General features: G+C 72.9%; 23 protein-coding genes. 11 read left to right on the plus strand and 12 right to left on the minus strand.

What is annotated here, in order from left to right; genetic code table 11:
• Positions 1–61: 61 nt before the first annotated feature.
• Complete coding sequence (locus AMK16_RS02120) at positions 62–1,309, minus strand: MFS transporter (protein WP_158071197.1); 1,248 nt, start codon at positions 1,307–1,309, stop codon at positions 62–64.
• A gap of 442 nt (positions 1,310–1,751) precedes the next feature.
• On the opposite strand from AMK16_RS02120, the gene AMK16_RS38015 reads away from it, so the two are divergent.
• Positions 1,752–2,162 (plus strand): hypothetical protein, encoded by a 411-nt coding sequence (locus AMK16_RS38015; protein WP_073907752.1) that lies wholly within the window; start codon positions 1,752–1,754, stop codon positions 2,160–2,162.
• A gap of 107 nt (positions 2,163–2,269) precedes the next feature.
• Positions 2,270–2,719 (plus strand): hypothetical protein, encoded by a 450-nt coding sequence (locus tag AMK16_RS02130; protein WP_073907755.1) that lies wholly within the window; start codon positions 2,270–2,272, stop codon positions 2,717–2,719.
• A 42-nt stretch (positions 2,720–2,761) separates the two neighbouring features.
• On the opposite strand, the gene AMK16_RS36940 is transcribed toward AMK16_RS02130, so the two are convergent.
• Positions 2,762–3,166, minus strand: a complete 405-nt coding sequence (locus tag AMK16_RS36940; protein WP_073907758.1) for a DUF4190 domain-containing protein — start codon at positions 3,164–3,166, stop codon at positions 2,762–2,764.
• A complete protein-coding gene (locus AMK16_RS02140) occupies positions 3,163–3,348 on the minus strand; it encodes a hypothetical protein (RefSeq protein WP_073907761.1) in 186 nt (61 codons plus the stop codon). Before AMK16_RS02140 ends, AMK16_RS36940 begins: the two co-directional genes overlap by 4 nt.
• A 100-nt stretch (positions 3,349–3,448) precedes the next feature.
• On the opposite strand from AMK16_RS02140, the gene AMK16_RS02145 reads away from it, so the two are divergent.
• Positions 3,449–4,072, plus strand: a complete 624-nt coding sequence (locus tag AMK16_RS02145) for a TetR family transcriptional regulator (RefSeq protein WP_073907764.1) — start codon at positions 3,449–3,451, stop codon at positions 4,070–4,072.
• Between the two features lie 89 nt (positions 4,073–4,161).
• On the opposite strand, the gene AMK16_RS02150 is transcribed toward AMK16_RS02145, so the two are convergent.
• The 3 genes from AMK16_RS02150 to AMK16_RS02160 all read right to left on the minus strand — a co-directional run bounded on the left by AMK16_RS02150 (position 4,162) and on the right by AMK16_RS02160 (position 8,025).
• Complete coding sequence (locus AMK16_RS02150; protein WP_073907767.1) at positions 4,162–5,895, minus strand: thiamine pyrophosphate-dependent enzyme; 1,734 nt, start codon at positions 5,893–5,895, stop codon at positions 4,162–4,164.
• A gap of 64 nt (positions 5,896–5,959) precedes the next feature.
• A complete protein-coding gene (locus AMK16_RS02155; RefSeq protein WP_073907770.1) occupies positions 5,960–7,543 on the minus strand; it encodes an FMN-binding glutamate synthase family protein in 1,584 nt (527 codons plus the stop codon).
• A 137-nt stretch (positions 7,544–7,680) separates the two neighbouring features.
• Positions 7,681–8,025, minus strand: a complete 345-nt coding sequence (locus AMK16_RS02160) for an STAS domain-containing protein (RefSeq protein WP_242438522.1) — start codon at positions 8,023–8,025, stop codon at positions 7,681–7,683.
• Positions 8,026–8,489: 464 nt separating this feature from the next.
• Here AMK16_RS02160 and AMK16_RS02165 point away from each other — a divergent pair, with 464 nt between their 5' ends.
• From AMK16_RS02165 to AMK16_RS02175, 3 genes are all read left to right on the plus strand, one after another.
• Positions 8,490–9,383 carry a SigB/SigF/SigG family RNA polymerase sigma factor gene (locus AMK16_RS02165; protein ID WP_443333524.1) on the plus strand — a complete coding sequence of 298 codons (894 nt, stop codon included), beginning with the start codon at positions 8,490–8,492 and terminating at the stop codon, positions 9,381–9,383.
• A gap of 231 nt (positions 9,384–9,614) precedes the next feature.
• On the plus strand, positions 9,615–10,040 hold the full coding sequence (locus tag AMK16_RS02170) for a hypothetical protein (protein WP_073907773.1): 426 nt from the start codon (positions 9,615–9,617) through the stop codon (positions 10,038–10,040).
• Between the two features lie 102 nt (positions 10,041–10,142).
• Positions 10,143–10,691, plus strand: a complete 549-nt coding sequence (locus tag AMK16_RS02175; RefSeq protein WP_158071198.1) for a DUF4232 domain-containing protein — start codon at positions 10,143–10,145, stop codon at positions 10,689–10,691.
• 90 nt (positions 10,692–10,781) lie between these two features.
• Here the strand turns inward: AMK16_RS02175 and AMK16_RS02180 are convergent, their stop codons facing one another.
• On the minus strand, positions 10,782–11,090 hold the full coding sequence (locus tag AMK16_RS02180) for a hypothetical protein (protein ID WP_073907776.1): 309 nt from the start codon (positions 11,088–11,090) through the stop codon (positions 10,782–10,784).
• A gap of 59 nt (positions 11,091–11,149) precedes the next feature.
• Positions 11,150–11,425 (minus strand): hypothetical protein, encoded by a 276-nt coding sequence (locus tag AMK16_RS02185; protein WP_143196780.1) that lies wholly within the window; start codon positions 11,423–11,425, stop codon positions 11,150–11,152.
• A 174-nt stretch (positions 11,426–11,599) separates the two neighbouring features.
• Between AMK16_RS02185 and AMK16_RS02190 the strand changes: the two genes are divergently transcribed.
• Complete coding sequence (locus tag AMK16_RS02190; RefSeq protein ID WP_073910233.1) at positions 11,600–11,854, plus strand: WhiB family transcriptional regulator; 255 nt, start codon at positions 11,600–11,602, stop codon at positions 11,852–11,854.
• Positions 11,855–12,002: 148 nt separating this feature from the next.
• Here the strand turns inward: AMK16_RS02190 and bla are convergent, their stop codons facing one another.
• Complete coding sequence (gene bla / locus AMK16_RS02195; protein ID WP_073907782.1) at positions 12,003–12,917, minus strand: class A beta-lactamase; 915 nt, start codon at positions 12,915–12,917, stop codon at positions 12,003–12,005.
• A gap of 257 nt (positions 12,918–13,174) precedes the next feature.
• Between bla and AMK16_RS02200 the strand changes: the two genes are divergently transcribed.
• The 3 genes from AMK16_RS02200 to AMK16_RS02210 all read left to right on the plus strand — a co-directional run bounded on the left by AMK16_RS02200 (position 13,175) and on the right by AMK16_RS02210 (position 16,828).
• Positions 13,175–14,635 carry an MFS transporter gene (locus AMK16_RS02200; RefSeq protein ID WP_242438523.1) on the plus strand — a complete coding sequence of 487 codons (1,461 nt, stop codon included), beginning with the start codon at positions 13,175–13,177 and terminating at the stop codon, positions 14,633–14,635.
• Between the two features lie 73 nt (positions 14,636–14,708).
• Positions 14,709–15,455 (plus strand): response regulator transcription factor, encoded by a 747-nt coding sequence (locus AMK16_RS02205; protein WP_073907785.1) that lies wholly within the window; start codon positions 14,709–14,711, stop codon positions 15,453–15,455.
• Positions 15,452–16,828, plus strand: coding sequence for a sensor histidine kinase (locus AMK16_RS02210; RefSeq protein WP_073907788.1), 1,377 nt, complete (start codon positions 15,452–15,454; stop codon positions 16,826–16,828). The genes AMK16_RS02205 and AMK16_RS02210 overlap by 4 nt, the downstream gene beginning before the upstream one ends.
• Positions 16,829–16,832: 4 nt before the next feature.
• Here the strand turns inward: AMK16_RS02210 and AMK16_RS02215 are convergent, their stop codons facing one another.
• Positions 16,833–17,801 carry a TAXI family TRAP transporter solute-binding subunit gene (locus tag AMK16_RS02215; RefSeq protein WP_242438524.1) on the minus strand — a complete coding sequence of 323 codons (969 nt, stop codon included), beginning with the start codon at positions 17,799–17,801 and terminating at the stop codon, positions 16,833–16,835.
• Positions 17,802–18,093: 292 nt separating this feature from the next.
• On the opposite strand from AMK16_RS02215, the gene AMK16_RS02220 reads away from it, so the two are divergent.
• On the plus strand, positions 18,094–19,782 hold the full coding sequence (locus AMK16_RS02220; RefSeq protein WP_073907794.1) for a carbohydrate binding domain-containing protein: 1,689 nt from the start codon (positions 18,094–18,096) through the stop codon (positions 19,780–19,782).
• 100 nt (positions 19,783–19,882) lie between these two features.
• Here AMK16_RS02220 and AMK16_RS02225 read toward each other — a convergent pair whose 3' ends face one another.
• Positions 19,883–20,065 (minus strand): hypothetical protein, encoded by a 183-nt coding sequence (locus AMK16_RS02225; RefSeq protein WP_242438525.1) that lies wholly within the window; start codon positions 20,063–20,065, stop codon positions 19,883–19,885.
• 142 nt (positions 20,066–20,207) lie between these two features.
• On the minus strand, positions 20,208–20,432 hold the full coding sequence (locus AMK16_RS02230) for a hypothetical protein (RefSeq protein WP_073907797.1): 225 nt from the start codon (positions 20,430–20,432) through the stop codon (positions 20,208–20,210).
• Between the last annotated feature and the right edge of the window lie 6 nt (positions 20,433–20,438).

The following is a 20,438-nucleotide window of genomic DNA, read 5'->3' on the forward strand; positions in this document are numbered from 1 at the left end:
ATGCGTTCGCGGATATTCCAAACGCTAGAGCCGGCCATCCCGCACGGCAATGCGCTCCGGGCTACTTGGCCGGAAGTCGGATTCCGTTGTCCGGGTCCTCTTCTTCGCAAGTCCCGGCAGGCCCCGCCTCGTCGACCGCTCTGCGGAACAGCATCGGGCCCGCGGCCAGGGACGCCAACAGAGTTCCCGCTCCCGCGAGTTGCAGGGCGCCGGCGCCGCCCAGCGCCACGGCCGCCGGACCTCCCAGTGCCGTTCCGGCCATGTTCGCCCCGTTGAGGACCGCGCCCGAAGAGGCGAAGGCCCGCCCGCGCACCCCGGCCGGGACCCTGGCATGGATCAGGTTCCGGATCGACAGGCTCTGCAGTGAGTTGGCCACACCGGCCAGGGCGAACGCCACGACGACCACCGGGAGGACCGGTACCGCCGCGGACAGGAGGAGCGACGCCCCCATCAACAGGCCCGCGCACACCAGGACTCTGGGCTGCCAGGCCAGGGGTACCCGGGGCGCGAGGAAGGCGGATGTCAGCAGCATCCCCACCGTGTGAGCGGTGACCAGTACGCCGTAGCCCGCGTCCGAGGCGCCGAGGTCGTCCCGGATGAAGAAGACCCGCGCGACCACCAGGATCGCGGTGAAGACGATCGCACAGGCCAGCGCGCCGATCGCGGTCCGCAGCAGCCGGTCGGCGCCGAGAACCCTTACGCCCTCGCGCACTTGGCCGAGCCAGCCGGGCCGCGTGGTCACCGCCACCGGCCTGCGCCGCACGCCGACCGCGGCGAGAGCCGTCCCCAGCAGGGCGAAGGAGGCGGCATTGACGGCCAGGGCGATCCGGGCGTCCCACACGGCCACCAGCAGTCCCGCGAGCGCCGGTCCCGCGATGTTGCCCACCGCCCGGAAGGTCTCCAGCCGGGCGTACCCGCGGGCGGTGGCCTCCTCCCCGGTGATCTGCGGCACCAGCAGTTGCAGGGCGGGGAGCGCCAGGGCCGCTCCGCAGCCCAGCAGCGCGAGCAGCAGGACGGCCACCACCGTGTCGGTGGTGAGCGCCAGTCCGAGGGCCACCACGGCCTGGAGCGCCGTGACCGTCATGATGAGCCGGCTGCTCTCGATGCGGTCGACCAGCGGCCCGGCCAGCGGGCCGACCACCACCAGCGGCAGCACGCTCGCCACGACCAGGAGCGAGAGCACGTACCCCGACCGTCCCTCGTCATGGAGACGGAGCGTCAGCGCCACGATCGCCATCTGATCGCCCATCGCGGACAGCCCGTACGCGGCCGCCACCACCGACAGCACCACACCACTGTTTCGAAGCATCCGCAGATCCTGCCAGCCGGGCGGGCAGCCGGGCCGCAAACCAGCCATCCGGTCCCGGGGCCGTGGCCGGGAGCGGCGGGCGGGTCCGGAAAGGGGCGGGCGGGGGATAGGGCGGACCCCGGGCCCTCGCGGAGGGCCGGGGCCCTTCGGCAAGTCCGGCCCGGGACGCACGTTCGCCCCCCGGGGCGTGAACCACTGGCCGGGAGGGCGCCTTTCGGACGCGCGGCCCCCAACGCGGCCGCCGGCCCCCGGTGTTCCGCTTACGGCGGTGTGCGCGTGCGCGTAGCGTGGTCGCATGACCACCACGCCGGAGGGGAAGGGTCCGCACATGCCGCCCTCGTACCCGCCGCACACCCCCGAGCCGCCGGGGGGACCCGTCGCAGCTCCGCGTCCGCAGCCGGCCGGGAGGTCCGCGCCGGGAGCGGCGCTCAGGCGGCCGCGCATGGAGATCCGCAACCGGCGGACCGCCGGACTCGTCTTCCGCGCCGATGCATGGGCCGCGAGGAAGGCCGCCGCCCAGACGGCCGTCCAGGTCCGCGCGTGGGGGTACGCGGCGGTCGGAGAGCGGGATCTGGAAGCCGCCGTGGGGCTCCTGGTCGAGACCGCCGTGGCAGACGGCGGCAAGCGCGTCAGCCTGCACCTCGCGGACCAGGACGACCGGATCCTCGTCGTCGCGCTGAGCCACCGGCCGGCCCCCGCGGCCGCGCCCGGGACGGTGGACCGGGTGGACGGGCTGCTGGCCGCGCTCGCCGCGCTGGGCACCGTCGTCGGCTGCGGCACCGATCGCGCGGAAGACGGCCGGCGCCTGTGGGCGCTCCTCGACGCCACGCCGCCGCGGCCGCGCGCCGGGTGACGCCGGCCGGGCGGCCCGCGCGGCCGGGGGCCCTGTTCGGGCGAGTTCGCTGCGCCGCACGGCGTAGTGGCGCGCACGGCGCCGCCACGGCGGGGCAGGTGGGGCACATGAGCAGCGAGAACGAGGCGATGGACGGGGCGCACCAGCCGCCGGAGGGTGTCGGCGAGCCGACGGTTCGGGCCCTGGGGGCGCTTTCGAAAGCCCTGGAGACGACGGAGCGGGCGCGGGGTCACCTGTACGGCTTCCACCAGCTCACCGGTACGGCCGACTTCGAGCTGGACGACGCGGTCCGCCTGTTGCGCGAGGCCGGCCACGGGGAGTACGCCGACAGGGTGGAGCGGGAGATCCTGGGCCGCAACGTGATCCCGGGCCACTGGACCTTCCAGATCATCGAGTCGTACAACGACTCCTACTACCGTCCGTTCGTCGCTCTGGAGGACGGGATCCGACGGGACCTGGGCGCCGGACGCGACCACCTCTTCGAGGCGCGGCTGAAGGAGCGCAGGCGCACGCACCACCACCCCGACCACACCGCGACGCCGCCCGGCCCGGAGTAGGGACGGACGGCGTCGGGGACGGGACGGCGCGACGACGGGGCGTCAGCCGATGCTCCAGGAGAAGGTGTTGTCCGCGGTGACCAGCAGGCCGAGGACGGCGAGGTCGGCCACGCCGAGGGCGAGGCCGAGCCACGCCCGGCCCGGACGGGTCGTGCGCCGGTAGAGGGCCAGAGCGCCGAGGACGACGGCGATCGGGCCCAGGAAGAGGTTCATGACGAGCAGTCCCACGAGCCCGAGTACGAACGCGCAGACGGCCATGGCGTCCGCGTTGCGGGTGCTCGTCGGCTTGGGGGCCGGGGCGGGCGGCGCGGGCACGGTGCGCCTCGCGGACGCGGGCCCGGCGGAGGCAGCGGGCCCGGCCGTTGCCGCAGGCTTGGCGGAAGCGGCGGAAGCGGCGGCCGTCCCGGTCGCCTCCGGCCTCGTCTGGGAAGCGGTCCTGGTACTCATCGCAGACCTCCGTGGCTTCGGTCGGACCGGCCCAGGCGGCCGGCCAGCCGCTCGCGGACGGCGAAGAGGGCGAGCCAGAGGCCGATCGCGATTCCCCCGACCGCGCTGACCGCCACCGGTACGTGGGTCACGGCGCCGAGGACGACGCCCAGCACGAGCAGTGCACCTACGAGGAAGAGCATGGAACTTCCTCCCACTAATCAGTAACAGTTGTTCACTGACTACCCAGTCTAATCCGTCTTATGCTGGTTCGGGGCGCCCGCTCGGGGTTAACTGCCCGTCATGAGCCAGATCACCGGGTCCCGCGAGGCCCAACGCCGCAGGACGCGCCGCGCCCTGCTGGACGCGGCGCTGTCGCTGCTGGAGGAGCGGAGCCTGAGCGGCCTCGGCCTGCGGGAGGTGGCCCGGGCGGCCGGCGTCGCCCCCACTGCCTTCTACCGGCACTTTGGCGACATGGAGGAGCTGGGCACGGAACTCGTGCACGAAGCCCTGGCCAGCCTGCACGAGACCGTGCGCCTGGTCCTCGCCTCGACCGGCGACGCCGCGGAGCGCGGTGACGCGGCGGTACGCCTGGTGGCCGACCTGGTGCGCAACCGCCCCGCCCACGTCCGCTTCCTGGTCCGGGAGCGGCACGGCGGCGTACGGCCGGTCCGCGAGGCAATCGCCGCACAACTGGACGCCTTCGGTCGCGAGGTCGCCGAGGTGCTTGCGGCGGACCCGGTCAGCGCGGGCTGGAGCGCCGAGGACGTGCTGGTACTGGCCCGGCTCCTGGTCGACCACATGTTCATGACCGCGTCCGCCTACCTCGCCGTCATTCTGGACGGCGACGACTGGGCCGCCGTCACCAGCACCGCCCGCCGCCAGCTCCGCCTCATCCACCTGGGTCGCATGCACTGGACGCACTGAGCAGACGCGCGGCGGGGGCCGGACGGGGTGGACCCGCCGACCCCCGCCGGCCCCGCCGGTCTGCGGCCGGTGTACGGCCGCTGTCAGACTCAGTCCTCCCGGCTGGGCAGGATCTCCTTCACCTTGGCGATGGCGAAGCCCCATCCCTGCCCCACGGTCGGCTTCCCGGGTACGGCCACCTCCTCCGGGTTGGTGAGCACGTCGAGCAGGACCGGCCCCGGGGTCTCGAAAGCCCGGCGCACACTGTCGTGCAGCTCGGCCGGATCGGTCACGCGGATACCCGTCAGCCCGAGAGCGGTGGCCACCGCGGCGAAGTCCGGGTTGTCGAGTTCCGTGCCGAACTCCGGAAGTCCGGCCTGCTCCTGTTCCAGCTTCACCATGCCCAGGCGGCGGTTGTCGAAGACCACGAGCTTGACCGGCAGCTGGTACGTCTTGATGGTCATGAGGTCGCCCAGGAGCATGCTCAGCCCGCCGTCCCCGCAGAAGGCGACGATCTGCCGGTCGGGCGCCCAGAGCTGGGCCCCGAGGGCCTGCGGCATGGCACTCGCCATGGAACCGAGATTGTAGGAGCCGATCAGGCGCCTGTCGCCGCGCATGGTGACGAAGCGGGAGAGCCAGACGGTGGCCATGCCGGTGTCGGAGGTGAAGACGGCGTCGTCGTCGGCATACCGGTCCACGGCGGCGGCCAGCGCCTCGGGGCGGATCTGGTGGTCGCGGTTGTCCAGCACGGCCCGCAGCTTCCCGGTCCACCGGTGTTCGTGCCGGGGGTCGGCGAGCCGCTGCTGACCCTCCTGCCACTGGGCGAACCGCTCCCGCGCGTCCTCCAGGTGCGCACGGTCCGAGTTCGCCTCCAGCAACGGGAGCAGGGCCCGCAGCGTCGCCCCCACGTCACCGGTCAGTCCCACGTCCACCGGCACCCGGCGGCCCAGGTGCTCCTCCCGGGCGTCGATCTGGACGACCTTGCAGTCCTCGGGGTACCAGTCCCGGTAGGGGAAGTCGGTGCCCAGCATGAGGAGCGCGTCGCCCTTGTCGAGGGCGTGGGCGGCGGCGGGATTGCCGATGAGGCCGGTCTGGCCCACCTGGAAGACGTTGTCGGCGTCCTCGAAGCCCTCCTTCGCCTTGAGGGTCAGCACCATGGGCGCGGCGAGCAGCTCGGCGAGGCGCAGCACCTCGGCGCGGGCGGCGCGGGCCCCTTGTCCGACGAGCAGCGTGACGCGGGAGGCGGCGTTCAGCAGCTCGGCGGCCTCGGCGAGGGCCGGGTCGTCCGGGCGGGTGACGGCACGGCGGTCGAGGGCGAAGCGGGCCGGCCGGTCATCGGGCAGCTCCTGGTCGCCGAGGTCACCGGGGACGGTCAGTACGGCCACTCCGCCCTGGCTGATCGCCGCCCGTACGGCCGATTCCAGCATGCGCGGCATCTGCTCGGGCGAGGTGATGGTGGCGCGGTAGACGGCCACGTCGCGGAAGAGGAGGTCGTTGTCGACTTCCTGGAAGTAGTCGCTGCCGACCTCGGCGAGCGGCACCTGGCCGCAGATGGCCAGGATCGGGGTGTGGCTCTTGGCGGCGTCGTAGAGCCCGTTGAGCAGGTGCACCGAACCGGGTCCGACCGTGCCCATGCACACGCCGAGGTCCCCCGAGAGCTGGGACTGCGCCCCCGCGGCGAAGGCGGCCACCTCCTCGTGCCGGCAGCCGATCCAGTCCAGCCCGTCGGTGGTGCGGATGGCCTCGGTCAGCGGGTTCAGTGCGTCTCCGACGACTCCGAAGACCTGCTGGACGCCCAGGTCCTTGAGTGCCTCGACGATCACTTGGGCGACGGTTCGTGCCACGGGTGTGTCCTCCGGTCCGGTTCGGCTGGTCGGTTCCGGCGTCGGCGCCTGCGCCTGTGCCGGCTCAGCGGGAGAAGCGGTCGGGGTCGGCCGCCTCCCAGTCGAATGCCCAGTCCTCGGGGACCGATGCGAGCAGTTGTCCGGGTGTGAGCCATTCGTGCAGTTCGGCGTAGGAGCGGACCGTGTGCGGGTCCACCCGCTGGAGCAGCATGTGCGGCCGCAGCGCGCTCGGGTCGTCGACACCCATGGAGGCCATGATCTGCAGGGCGCTCTTCACGGTGGCTTCCTGGAACCGCTCGACGCGCTGTGATTTGTCGGCGACGTCCACGGCCCGGGCCCGCCGGTCGTCCTGGGTGGCGACCCCGACCGGGCAGGTGTTGGTGTGGCAGCGCTGAGCCTGGATGCAGCCGACCGCGAACATCATGGCGCGGGCGGCGTTGGTGTAGTCGGCGCCCTGGAGGAGCCGCTTGACGAGATCGCTGCCGGTGGCGACCTTGCCGCTCGCCCCGACGCGGATCCGGTCGCGCAGCCCCACGCCCACCAGGGCGTTGTGCACGGTCATCAGCCCGTCACTCAGGGGCAGTCCGACGTTGTCCGCGAATTCCAGGGGAGCCGCGCCGGTGCCGCCCTCCGCGCCGTCGACGATGATGAAGTCGGGGGTGGTGCCCTCCTCCAGCATCGCCTTGCAGACGGCGAGGAACTCGCGGCGAGAGCCGACGCACAGCTTGAAGCCCACGGGCTTGCCGTCGGCCAGCTCGCGCATGCGGGCGAGGAAGCGGACGAGCTCGCGGGGCGTGGAGTAGACGCGGTGGTAGGGGGGTGAGATGACGCTCTTGCCTTGGGGGACACCGCGTACCTGCGCGATCTCCGCGTTGACCTTGGCCCCGGGCAGGACGCCGCCGATGCCGGGCTTGGCTCCCTGGCTGATCTTCAGCGACACGCATTTGACCTGCTCGTAGGTGGCCTTCTCGGCGAACTGGCGCTCGTCGAAGCCGCCGTCCTGGGTACGGCACCCGAAGTATCCGGTGCCTATCTCCCAGACGAGGTCCCCGCCGGGGCGCAGGTGGTACTCCGAGAGGCCGCCCTCGCCGGTGTCGTGCGCGAAGCCGCCGCGCCGGGCGCCCGTGTTGAGGGCGAGGACGGCGTTGCCGGACAGCGAGCCGAAGCTCATCGCCGAGACGTTGAGCAGGGCCATGTCGTAGGGCCGCGTGCAGTCGGGGCCGCCGATCCGGACCCGGGGCGGGTCGGTGCGCACCGGCCGGGGGGCCATGGAGGGGGTGAGGTATTCGCTGCCGGGTCGGTAGAGATCGAGTTCGCTGCCGAAGGGCTCCTCGGCGTCGGTCCCCTTGGCGCGCTCGTAGACGAGGCTGCGGGTGTCGCGGTCGAAGGGGCGCCCGTCGTAGTTCCGCTCGATGAAGTACTGCTGCAGCTCGGGCCGCAGCGCCTCCATCGCGAACCGCAGGTGGCCCAGCAGGGGGTAGTTCCGCAGGATGGAATGGCGGCGCTGCACGAGGTCGTACGAGGCCACGAGGACGAGCAGGATCAGCGGGCCGGCCGCGAGCCACCACCAGGGCGACGTCAGGACGGCGGCGGCCGCGGCGCCGGCCGCCAGCGCTGCGAGCAGGGCAACCAGAAGTATCTTCAGCACACAGCCCTTGTGTCCCGATGGCCTGTCCCTAATCCGGGCTCACGGAGCGTTGTGGCCGGTCACGGGCGTGGCAGCGGGTTCGGCCCGGCTCCGGGGCCGACCGGCCCGTCACCCGGCTGCGGCCGGTCCGCCGGCCCTCAGGGGCGGGGAGGCAGGGGCACGGTACGGGCCTCGGCCAGGGTGCCGGCGACCGTGAAGACACGGTCCGTGCAGGTCACCTCCAGCACGTGCGCGAGCCTGTCCGGCAGGGGCCCGGCCAGGACCAGCGGCAGCGCCCGGTGCGCACCCAGAAGCAGGTTGAGAACGCTGGAGTCGGCGAAGGTGACCCGGGTGACATCGACGACCACGCGCTCCGCTCCGGCGTTCTCCCCGGCGTCGAGGGCGGCCTGGAGGGAGCCCAGGGTGTCGAGGTCGAATTCGCCGGCCATCACCACGGTCCGCACTCCCCCGTCCTCATGGACATCCACCCGGTAGCGCTTCACCGCGTCTCCCTCGTCGAGGCCCGTCCGTCCTGTCCGTCCCGTCCGTCCTTTCCTCCTCCCTCCACCCTGCACCGGTCCGGGCGGAACGCGCCAGGCGCGGCCCACCGGCCCCGTCCGGCCGCCGGTCAGCCGGACGTCCAGCCGCCGCGGCTGTGCGGCTGAACGGGACCGGCGGTCGCGGCCGCGGCGGCACCCGGTCTGGGGGAAAGCAGCGGCCCGGGATCCCTCGACCGGAAGCCGCCGGACCGATCACGTGGGCGTTATGTCCCATTATCTGGTGATTAGTCAACCCCTCAGCACTCAAGGGCAACTGAAATCGCGAAATACTTTTCGTGTATTCCTTGACGTGTGTCGTTTGAGCGGCCATGCTCATCCTGCGTCGCCACCCCGGTGACGCACCGGCCGCCCAGGTCGACAGACACGAGTGCCGGTCATCCGGTCAGGAACCTGCCAAGGAGCGAATAGTGGACGTCCTCGCCGCACAGGCTTCCCCCGAGACGGCCACGGGCCTGCGCCCGGCCGCGAACATCACCCCCGCCGCCACCCCGGCGGACCTGCCGCGCATCGACAATGCGCGCGAGGTGGCCCCGGCCGACGCCCGCGGACTCTCGAAGGCGTTCTTCGAGCGGCTGGCGACGCTGGAGGAGGGGACGCGTGAGCGGCAGTACGTACGCAACACCCTGATCGAGATGAACCTCTCCCTCGTCCAGTTCGCGGCGCGGCGCTTCCGTAACCGCACGGACGGCACGGAGATGGAGGACCTCATCCAGGTCGGAACGGTCGGCCTCATCAAGGCGATCGACCGCTTCGACCCCTCGATGGGGAACGAGTTCGCGACCTTGGCCCTCCCCTACATCACCGGTGAGATCAAGCGTCACTTCCGTGACACCAGCTGGGCGGTCCGTGTCCCGCGCCGCCTGCAGGAGCTGCGCATCGAGCTGGCGCGCGGCAAGGAGGAGCTCAGCTCGGTCCTCGACCGCGCCCCGACGGTCAAGGAACTGGCAGCCCACCTGGAGCTGGACGAGGAAGCGGTCATCGAGGGTCTGGTCGCCGCCAACGGGCACTCCAGCCAGCCCCTGGAGACCGAGCAGAACGAATCCTCCGACACCCCGAGCCGAGCCCTGGCGGACACCCTCGGCGAGGACGACCCGGCCATGGAGCTCTTCGAGGACCTGCACACCCTGGCTCCTCTGCTCGAACAGCTCGACGGGCGCGACAAGCTGATCCTCCAGATGCGCTTCGGCCAGGAGATGACCCAGGCACAGATCGGGGAGCGTCTCGGCATCTCCCAGATGCAGGTCTCGCGTCTCCTGACCCGCACCCTGAACCGCCTGCGCGAGGGCATGCTCGCCTCCTGACGAACGCCCCGGCCGTGATGTGACCGGCCGGTCCCTCCGGGGAGAAGAGGAGCCCGGCCCGCCGATCTTCGGCGGGCCGGACGTGCGGGGCCACCGGTCGACACCTCGGGCCGGGAGCGGGAGGATGGACGTGACGGACACGGCCGCCTCCAGGCCGCCCGGCCCGCGGGCGTGCGACGTGCGGCCCGGCCCGGGCCCCCGCAGTTCCCTCGCTCCCGCACGGGAGGAATCATGAATCGGCGCATACGCCTTTCCCTGCTCGCCCCGCTCGCGGCCGCCGCGCTCCTCACCGCGCCGGCCGCTTTCGCATGGGCGCCCTCGGCCGCCGCCGCCCCCACCGCCACCTGCTCCATATCGGGAGTCATGCCCGATGGGACGGTACGGCTCTCCGGCGGTGGCTTCGCACCCGGAACCGCGTTCCTGTCCTCACCGACGGCCGCGGGCGGGTCGTTCACCATCGGTTCCGACGGCGGATTCCAGATGGCGAGCGTGGAGAACGCCCGGTACACCGTGTCCCAGGGCAACGACCGCACCGAGTGCAGCGGCTTCAGCGGGACGGACCAGAACACCACGGATCAGAACACCCAGAACCAGAACTCGCAGCACCAGAACAACAACCAGAACCACCACAACAACCGCAACAACCGGAACAACTAGGGGTCAGCCCCTGGACCACGCGCTCGCCCCGCACCCGGACCGGCCGCCCCGCGACCCACGGGCCGGAGCGGGCGGAGGGACCCTATGAAGGGCGGGAAGGGCATGAAGGGCAGAACGAGAGGCGGCGCGGCCAGGGCATCGGTCGCCGCACTGGCCGCCGGTGGGCTCCTGATCGGCGGCCTGCTGGCCGGGGCCGGATCCGCGGCAGCAGCTGACGTGGCGGCCTCACCTCGGGCACCGTCCGCCCCGTGCACGGGTGCCCAGATCGTCGCCGTCGGCGCCCAGCGGTCGAGCACCGGCCAGGTACGGATCACCGTGACCAACAAGAGCTCCAAGCAGTGCGTGCTGCAAGGCTTCCCGACCGTGGCCATCGCCGGCCAGGGCTCGCCGGGCAAGAACAAGCCACTGAACGTCTCCCGCCAGGGTACGGCCCGAGCCGTGCAGCTCCCGGCCGGCGGCAAGGCCTCGGCCCAGCTCACCTTCACGCCCGTCCTCGGCGAGGCCGAGGGCTCCTGCGCCTCCGGCGCCGACCCCACGGTCGCGCCGTCCCTCGTCATCGGCGTCGCGGGAGCCAGGTTCCAACTGGCTCCGGACGACGGCGGCGACTTCGCGCTGTGCGGCGCCGGGGTCCGGGCGACGGCGTTCCGCTGACGGTGCGCGTACGGCCCCGGGGGCGCTGGGCGGCCGCCGGGGCCGTGCGGTGGAACGGAGTGCTTCAGGAGCGTCCGGGGACGGACGGCGTCAGGATTCGGCGTCGATGCCCGTGACGGCAGGGGGACCCAGAGGTGCCTCCTTGTCCGGGAAGCCGGACTCCTCCAGCGCGTCGGCCGTGAGGCGGACCGCCTGGGCCTCGGCGCCCGCCCGGTCCTCGGCGTCGACTTCGAGGCGTACGGAGAACGTGCCGTCGTCATTGAGCGTCAGGAGGTCCAGATCCTCGGTCTCGCTCAGCGCGGTGTGGTGGGAGGCCAGCCTCCTCACCAGCCCCGAGCGCGCCGTCTCGTCGACGTCCCTCAGGAACGTGCCGGGCACGGTGATGACGTAGGTGGTCACTGCTGCCTCCTCTGGTCGGCTGGCGAGCGCTGTATGCCTCGTCCTGGGATGCCCCGGTATCAGCGTTCGAACCCCTCCAGGTGCGCCACATCAGCCCGCCGGGTGTCCTCCCGCCGACCCGCGACGGCATGGTCGGGCATCGGTGCGGCGCCGTCCCGGGGCGTTCGCGGGGGCCGCTGTATCTGGGTCCACTCCGCGAACCACCAGGCGCCGGTGACGACGGCGGCCCACAGCAGTCCGCGCAGGACGGCCGACCCCCACGGCGCCTGCTCACCCCATTTCTCCACACCCGTCAGCACCCCCCAGCTGATCACAAGGACAACGGCCGTACGCACTCGTCGATGGCTGAACATGCGACCCGCCTACCCCATCGGCGCGACCTGAACAGGAACACGGCCACGTCTTCGCGGCAAAGATCGGGCAACTGGTCGTCCGGTACCTGCATAGAGCGGCCGGTACCGGCCAGGCGGGTGGGAGAAGGTTCGGACGAGCTGAATGGAGGCATGACGATGAACTGGCGTCACGAGGCCGCCTGTCGCCGGGAGGACCCCGACCTGTTCTTCCCGGTGGGCACCAGCGGACCGGCCCTGCTCCAGATCGAAGAGGCGAAAGCGGTGTGCCGCCGTTGCCCGGTGACGGAGAACTGCCTGGAGTGGGCCCTCGAAGCGGGCCAGGACATGGGGGTGTGCGGCGGCCTGAGCGAGGAGGAGCGGCGCGCCGTCAAGCGCCGCGCCGCGCGGGCCCGCGCCCGCTCGGCGGGCTGACCGGCCCCCCACCGCGCCGGCCCGACACGGCCGAACCGCCCCCGCCGGCCCGCTGCACCGGCGCTCCCGCGCCGCCCCGGTGACCCGCGCCAGTGCCCCACCGCGCCGGGGCGCGAGGGAGCCGCGGCCGCACCGCCGCCCCTCGCGGTCAGGCGAGTGCCGCCGCCAGCAGCGCGGCGGCCGCGGCCACCAGCGGGTTGTCCGCGGCGGCGTCGGGCTGGTGCCTGGTCGTCAGAACGGCCATGACGATCGGCGCCCGGTGCGGAGGCCAGGTGATGCCGGCGTCGTTGTTCGTCCCGTACTGGCCACCGCCGGTCTTGTCCGCCAGGGTCCAGTCCGCCGGCAGGCCCTTGCGGAAGCGCTCCGTGCTGGTGGTGTTGGCGAGCAGCCAGCCCGTCAGCCGCTCCCGGTCCCGTGGGGACAGCGCGTCGCCGAGGGCGAGCCGCCCGTAGGCCCGGCCGATCGCCCTCGGGCTGGTGGTGTCCGTCAGCCGGTCGGGCTCGGCCGAGTTCAGCTCGGGCTCCCACCGGTCCAGGCGGGTGACCCCGTCGCCCAGCGACCGGCACAGACGCGTGACCGCGCCCGGCCCGCCGAGCTCACGGAGCAGGAGGTTCCCGGCGGCGTTGTCGCTCTGGCAGATGGTGGCGGCGCACAGCTGCTCGATGGTCATCCCCGCGGCCAGGTTCTCGGGCCGTCCGGTGACGGGTGCGTGTCCGGACTTCACCACATCCTGCTCGGTGTAGTGGATGCGCCGGGCGAGGACCTCGCCGTCCCGGTCCAGGTCGCGCAGGACGGCGGCGACCGCGAGGGGCTTGAAGAGCGAGCACATCGGGAAGAGCTCGTCCGCCCGGTACAGCACGGTTTCCCCGGTTGCCGTGTTCCGTGCGTAGACGCCCAGGCGGGCGGAGTGGTCCCGTTCCAGCGTGGCGAGCTCCCGGACGATCCGCCCGCGGCGCGGTGGCGCCGCGAAGGCCGTCCCGCCCAGCCCGACGCCGGCCCATGCCGCCCCGGCGCCGACGGCCAGCACGGAACGGCGGGTGGGGCGGGCTCCTGCGGCTTCCATGATCTGATCTCCTCTTCTGCTGCGATCCTTCTTGTGCTGCGGTCCGTTCGCACGGCAGGACGCAACAACGATGCCTCCGGTTCACCCACGCGCCCCGCCCGGCGCTCGCACCGGCTTTCTTAGCGGGACGTTAGATCTGCGCGGCGGAGCTTGTCCGGGCACGGAGGCGGACGGATGCTCAAAGGCGCTTCCCGGCCGCCGGGACGGCGCGGGGGCCGTTTCGCCGCCCCCGTCAGGGACTTCCTTCTGGAGCCGCCATGTCTTTCGACACCCGCACACCCGCCTCGCCGACCGGGGCCGAGCGGCGGGGCCGCCGCCTCGCCCTGATCGGCGGATCCCTGGGCAACCTCGTCGAGTGGTACGACTGGTTCGTCTACGCCAGCTTCGCCATCTACTTCGCGGACTCGTTCTTCCCCGGCGACAACCCGACCACGCAGCTGATGAACACCGCCGGGATCTTCGCCGTCGGCTTCCTGATGCGTCCTGTGGGCGGCTGGGTCCTGGGCCGCGCCGCCGACCGGCACGGACGCAAGAGCGCGCTCACGCTCACCGTCTCCATGATGTCGGTCGCCGCCCTGCTGATCGCCGTCGCCCCGACCTACGGCCAGGCCGGCTACTTCGGCGCCCTGGTGCTGCTGCTCGCCCGGCTGCTCCAGGGGATGAGCATCGGCGGGGAGTACGCGGCGAGCGCCACCTACCTGACGGAGGCGTCGGCGCGCGACCGGCGCGGCCTGGGCTCCTCCTTCCAGTACGTGTCGATGACCTGCGGGCAGCTGCTGGGCCTCGGCATCCTGATCGCCCTGCAGCACACGCTCACCACGGAGCAGTTGGAGAGCTGGGGCTGGCGCATCCCCTTCGTCGTCGGGGCGCTGTTCGCGGTGGTCGTCTTCTGGCTCCGGCGGCGGCTCCAGGAGACCGACGCGTTCAAGGAGCAGGCCGCGGGCGAGGGTGCCCACGAAGACAGCGCGCGCGGCACGTTGAAGGTCCTGTGGCAGCACCGGCGGCAGGCCGGCCTGGTCATGGCCCTCACCCTCGGCGGGACCGTGGCGTACTACACGTACACCACCTACCTCACCAAGTACCTCGTCGGCAGCGCCGGCATGGCGAAGACCACCGCCACGCTCGTCAGCTTCACCGCGCTGACCCTCTTCGCCGTGCTGCAGCCCTTCGCCGGGATGCTGTCGGACCGGATCGGCCGCCGTCCCCTGCTCATCACCTTCGCGGTGGGCTGCACCGTGGGTACGTACCCGATCATGACGGCCCTCGGGTCGGCTTCCTCGTACTGGTCCGCTCTGGGGCTGTCCCTGCTGGCGCTGGTGATCGTCACCGGCTACACGTCGATCAACGCGGCGGTCAAGGCCGAGCTTTTCCCGACCCGGGTGCGCGCGCTCGGCGTGGCACTGCCGTACGCCGTCGCCAACGCGCTCTTCGGCGGCACGGCGGAGTACGTGGCGCTGTGGTTCAAGAGCAGCGGCCACGAGACGATGTTCTTCTGGTACGTCTCCGGGTGCGCCCTGGTCTCCCTGGTGACCTACGTCCTGATGCCGGACACCCGCAACGCCGCGCTCAGCCAGGCCGAGGCCGATGCGGACGCCGGCTCCGGCTCCGGCTCCGGCTCCGGCTCCGGCTCCGGCTCCGATTCAGGTTCAGGTTCAGGTTCAGGACAGGGCGGTGGCCGGGAGCGGTCGGCGGCCGCAGGCGCCGATTCCGGGCGCTGACCGGCGCCTCCGGCCGGGGCGGCGGTTCCCGTAAGCTGCTGCCCCGGGTCACGGTCCTATGAGGAAACTGCCTATGCACGCGCTTCTCGTCGAGGACGACGACCGCATGGCCCAGGCCCTCGGCACCGCCCTCGCCCGGCGCGGGCACACCGTGCGCAGGGTCGGCCGCGCCCTGGACGCCCTGCGGCACGTCCACGAAGCCGAGTTCGTCCTGCTCGATCTGGGCCTGCCGGACCTGGACGGGCTGGAGCTGCTGCGCCGCCTGCGGACCCTGTGCGCCGCGCCGCTGATCGTGGTGACAGCACGCTGCGAGGAGCGGGACGTCGTGCAGGGGCTGCGGGCCGGCGCCGACGACTACGTCGTCAAGCCGTTCCGGATGGCCGAGCTGATGGCCCGCATCGACACCGTACGCCGCCGGACGGGCGCGCCGGCCGCACATCCGGGCGGCGGTCCGGCCGTTCCCGGGGGCGGGCCCGTGCGCGCCGGGGACGTCGAGATCGACCCGGCGGGCCGGACGGTCACGGTGGCGGGCCGCGAGGTCCGGCTGACCCGGCGCGAATTCGACGTCCTCGCCTTCCTGGCCGCCCGGCCGGACGAGGTGCACTCCCGCGAGGCGATCCTGGACCGGCTCTGGGGGGACGTCTTCCTCGCCGCCTCCCGCTCGCTGGACGTCCACGTGGCGGGTATCCGCGCCAAGACCGGCCGTTCCGGGCTGGTGCGCACCGTGCGCGGCTTCGGATACCAGCTCGGATCCCCGGCGGCGGCTGCGGACGAACGGCACGAGCCGGGCCGGTACGGTCCGCCGGACGGCGCGGGGTGAGGCGCCGGCTCCTCGCCGTGCTGATGGTCCTCATGGGGGCCGCCGCTCTGCTCCTCTGCGTGCCCTTGGCCGACGCCTACGCGCGGGGCCGGACCGAGCACCTGCTCCTGCAGCGCCGCTCGGAGGCCGTACGGTTCGCCGATCTCGCCGACCGGATGCGCACGGACGCCGACCGGGCCGAGCTGTCGGCCGAGATCGGCCGGTACGCGCAGCTCTACGGGGCCGGGGTGGTCGTGGTGGACACGGCGGGGACGACCGTCGCGCGGGCCGGGCCGGAGCCTTCCGGGCTGGCCGAGGCGGCCGGCGGCGCCCGGCGCCGTGCCCTGACCGGGAGTTCGACCGACCGGCTGCCCGTCGTGCGCCCTTGGGGCCCGCGGACGGTGGTGCTCGCCGAGCCGGTGGGCCGCGACGAGCGGGTGAGCGGGGCGGTCCTGATGGCCGTCCCCACGGCCGCCGCCCGGTCCGACGTGGCGCTCCGGTGGTCACTCATCGCCGCCGGGGCGGTCGCGGCCTTCGCGGCGGCGGCTCTGGTGGCGGCCGGGATCACGCGCTGGCTGATGCGGCCGGTCCTGGATCTGGACCGCGCGGTGGAGGGGCTGACCGCCGGCAGTCTCCAGACGCGGGCCGGCTCCGGCAGCGGGCCACCGGAACTGCGCCGGCTGCGGCAGCACTTCAACACCATGGCGCAGGCCATGGCCGACTCCATGGCCCGCCAGCGCGACTTCGTCGCCGACGCCTCCCACCAGCTGCGCAATCCGCTGGCCACCCTGGTGCTCCAGCTGGAGAACGTCGAACCGCACATCGCCCCCGGTCCCGGCCGGACCGATCACTCCCGTGCCCTGGACGAGGCGGAGCGCCTGGAGGAGCTGCTCGACGGCCTGCTGGCCCTGGCGCGGGTGGAGTCCGGCACGCCGGAGCCGAGGGAGCAGGACGCGTCACGGGCGGTCCGGGAGCGGATGGCGGCCTGGGCGCCGGTCTTCGGCCACGCGGGGCTGGAGCTGGCGGACGCCGGTGTCACCGACGGCTTGCGGGTCCGCGCCCTGCCCGATGCGGTGGGCCGGATCCTGGACTCGCTCCTCGACAACGCGGTGAAGTTCGTGCCGCCCGGTGGCCGGGTCGAGGTGAGCGCCGCACCCGGCACGGCCGGCGGCGCGGTCCTGCGGGTGTGCGACGACGGGCCGGGCGTACCGGCCGATCAACTGCCGCAGTTGGTACGGCGTTTCGCCCGTTCCCCCGGGCACCAGAACGTGCGGGGCAGCGGACTGGGGCTGGCCATCGCCGACGAGATCGCCCGGGTCAGCGGCGGCCGTCTCGGTGTCCGCGGCAACGTCCCGCACGGCCTGGTCGTCGAGCTGTGGCTGCCGTCCCCGTGACCGGTCAGCCGTACACCGACCGGTAGTAGGCGGCCGCCCCGGGGTGGAGCGGCACCCGGCCGGTCGAGATGGCGAACCGGGGTTCCAGTCGCGCGCCGGCCGTCACTTCGCGCAGCAGGTCGAGCCGCCGGTCGAAGAGCACCTGGAGCAGCTCGCGTGCGGCGCCGGCCGGCAGGTCCGCCCGCGCCAGGAGGTAGTTGCCGACTCCGATGCTGCCCACGGGCCCCGTGAGTCCGTACACCCCGGCGGGAAGCGTCACCGCCGAGTAGACCGGGCCGTGCAGTTCGCGCAGTGCGCCGGCGTACCCGTCGAGCGGGAGGAACCGCAGCGGCAGTTCGCGTGCCAGGGACGCGAGCGCGGGGGTGGGCACGCCGCCGGACCAGAACAGCGCCTCGACCGTACCCTCGCGCAGTGCCCGCGCCGACTCTTCGAGTCCCAGTGCCAGCTCCCGCGCCGGCGTGGGGCCGCCGCTCAGGCCGGCCGCGCGCAGGATCCGCCCCGCCGCCACCTGCACGCCCGAACCTGCCGCGCCCGACGCGACCGGACGTCCGGCGAGGTCGCCGACCGACCGCACCGGGCCGTCGGCGGGGACGAGGAGGTGGGTGTAGTTCACGTAGACGCGGGCCAGCGCCGTCACCGCGACCGGCCGGGAGAACGCTTCACGGCCCAGCACCGCGTCCTCGGCGACGTCCGCCATGGCCAGCGCCAGTTCGGCGGAGCCGTCGCCGAGCTTGCGCAGGTTGTCCACGCTGGCCGCCGTGCCCACAGGCGCGATCTGCGTCCGGCGGCCGCTCACGGCGACGGCCCCGGCCAGGGCCTTCCCGAAGGCGTTGTACGGACCTCCTTCGGGACCCGTCGCGAGCCGCAACCGGCGCGGGGGACCCGATGGCGGCGCACATCCGGCCAGGGTCCCCGCGAGCGTGCCGATACCGGCGCCCATCGCGCGGCGGCGGCTCCATCCCGGACTGGTCACCTGACCAGCCTAGGGGCTGTCGTCGACGTCCCGCCCGGCGCGGGTCCCCTCGGGGCGGACAACGGCGGCGCCTGCGCACGCAGTTGGTCAACCTTCCCCGAGACGTGCCCGGGTCGGTGGCCGATCGTCGCAAGTTGGTCCAGACCTGTTGACGACAGGCGAGCCGCAGGATTAGGTTCCCGGTCACGAAGGGTCTAGACAACTGGCCCCGACCCGTCGGCGCCCGTCCCCCACGCCCCCACGGCCCCACCTCCCGTCCGGCGCCGCTCCCTTCCCCCCACGGAGGCACTCCTTGCGTACCCGTACCCGTACCCACGCCCGTACCCGTACGCGCCTGGCCTGCGGCCTCGGCGCCACGGTGCTCGGCGCGGCCGCCGTGCTGAGCTCCCCGGGCGCCGCCTTCGGCGCCAACCTCCTGACGAACGGCGACTTCGAGGCCGGGACTCCGGCCGGCTGGTCCTGTAGCAGGGGCCTGGGCTCCGTCGTGAGTTCCCCCGTGCACGGCGGCGGCAAGGCACTGGCCGGGGCGGCCGGCGCGGCCGACAACGCCAAGTGCACGCAGACCGTCGCCGTCCAGCCCAACACCACCTACACGCTCTCCGCGTGGGTGCGCGGCAGCTACGTGTACCTGGGCGTCACCGGAGGCGCGTCCACGTGGACCCCCTCCGCCACCGCCTACACCAAGCTGACGGTCTCCTTCACCACGGGCGCCTCCCAGACCAGCGCCCAGGTCTACCTGAGCGGCTGGTACGGCCAGGGGACGTACTACGCCGACGACGTCACTCTGGAAGGTCCCGCCGGCGGCGCCGACACCGTCGCACCGACCACCCCGGGCGCTCTCGCCTCCACCGGCAAGACCTCCTCCAGCGTCTCGCTCGGCTGGACGGCCTCCAGCGACAACGTCGGCGTGAGCGGCTACGACGTCTACCAGGGCGCCACCAAGGTGGCCACCTCCACGACCACCGGTGCGACCGTCGGCGGCCTCAGCCCCACCACGGCCTACACCTTCACCGTCCGCGCCCGCGACGCGGCGGGCAACACCTCGCCCGCCTCCAACGCCGTCACCGTCACGACCGACACCGGGACCACACCGACGGGCTCGGGGCAGGCCGCGCCGTACCTCTACCTCGGCTGGGGCAACCCGCCGAGCGCCACCACGGTCATGAACGCCACCGGCGCCAAGTGGTTCACGATGGCCTTCATCCTCTCCTCCGGCGGCTGCAACGCGGCCTGGGACGGCCAGCGCCCGCTGACCGGCGGAGTGGACCAGAGCACCATCAGCTCGATCCGGGCGGCCGGCGGCGACGTCGTCCCGTCCATCGGGGGGTGGCAGGGCAACAAGCTCGGCCCCAACTGCGCCACTCCCGAAGCCCTGGCCGGGGCCTACCAGCAGGTCATCAACGCCTACGGCCTCAAGGCCATCGACGTCGACATCGAGAACACCGACGAGTTCGAGAACGCCGTCGTCCAGGACCGCATCCTGGGCGCCCTGAAGATCGTCAAGCAGAACAACCCCGGCCTGCGGACCATCCTGACCTTCGGCACGAGCACCAGCGGACCCACGTCGTGGGGCAACCGCCTGATCGAACAGTCGAAGGCCCTCAACGCGGGCATCGACGTCTTCACGAACATGCCCTTCGACTTCGGCAACGCGTCGACCGACATGTACGCCAGCACCGTCAGCGCGACCGAGGGCCTCAAGACCAAGCTGAAGTCCACCTTCGGCTGGGACGACGCCACCGCCTACGCCCACATCGGCATCTCCGGCATGAACGGCGTCAGCGACACCCAGGAGACCACCACCGTCCAGAACTGGACCGACATCCGCAACTGGGCCAACTCCCACCACATCGCCCGGCTCGCCTTCTGGTCCGTCAACCGCGACCGCGGCTGCGCGGGCGGCGGGCTCCAGGAGACCTGCTCGGGCATCGCCCAGAACGACTGGCAGTTCACCTCCATCACCACCGGCTTCACGGGCTGATCGGGCCCGGCACGGAGAACCCGCTTCGGCGGCACCCGGAGGGGTGCCGCCGAAGCGGGTTCGGGCGAACGGCCGGCGGAGCGGGGACCGAACCGCCGGCCTAAGCCGCCTCCGTACGTCCTTCGTGGTCCAGGGCCACGACGAGGAAGGCGTCCCGGTCCAGATCCATGACCACGGTCGCGGGCTGGCCCTGCGCACGGCGCTGGGCGGCGCACTCCTCCGCCGGCCAACTGCCGTGGGGACCACCTGCGGGAAAGAACTCGAGAACCTTCGTACCTGACACGGCCGACACCTCCAGCGCCCGAACCACTGATGCGTGGTCCGCGTATGCCCCGGCCCGCGCCCGGCACACCTGCCGCCGGACGCGGGAGGCCGGAGGAGGCGCCGCGCACGCGGAGGGCTCAAATGGCGGGCCGCCGACGGGCTCAGACGAAGTCGGTGGCGAAGAGCTCCAGGTGACCGCACCGGTGACAGCGGTAGGCGTCGATCTGGCGGCGGGGGCGGCCCATGCGCTTGGCTCCCCCCAGGAACCCCCGCTCCAGCGGGCCGGCTATCCAGCGTGCGTACCCCCGGGCACCCTCGCCCGCGTCCTCGACGAATCCCGGTTCGAGACCCTCGGCGCCGCAGCGCGTACACGTGATGTCCTTCATCCGGCG

The organism is Streptomyces sp. CB00455 (genome assembly GCF_001905445.1).
Classification (GTDB): domain Bacteria; phylum Actinomycetota; class Actinomycetes; order Streptomycetales; family Streptomycetaceae; genus Streptomyces.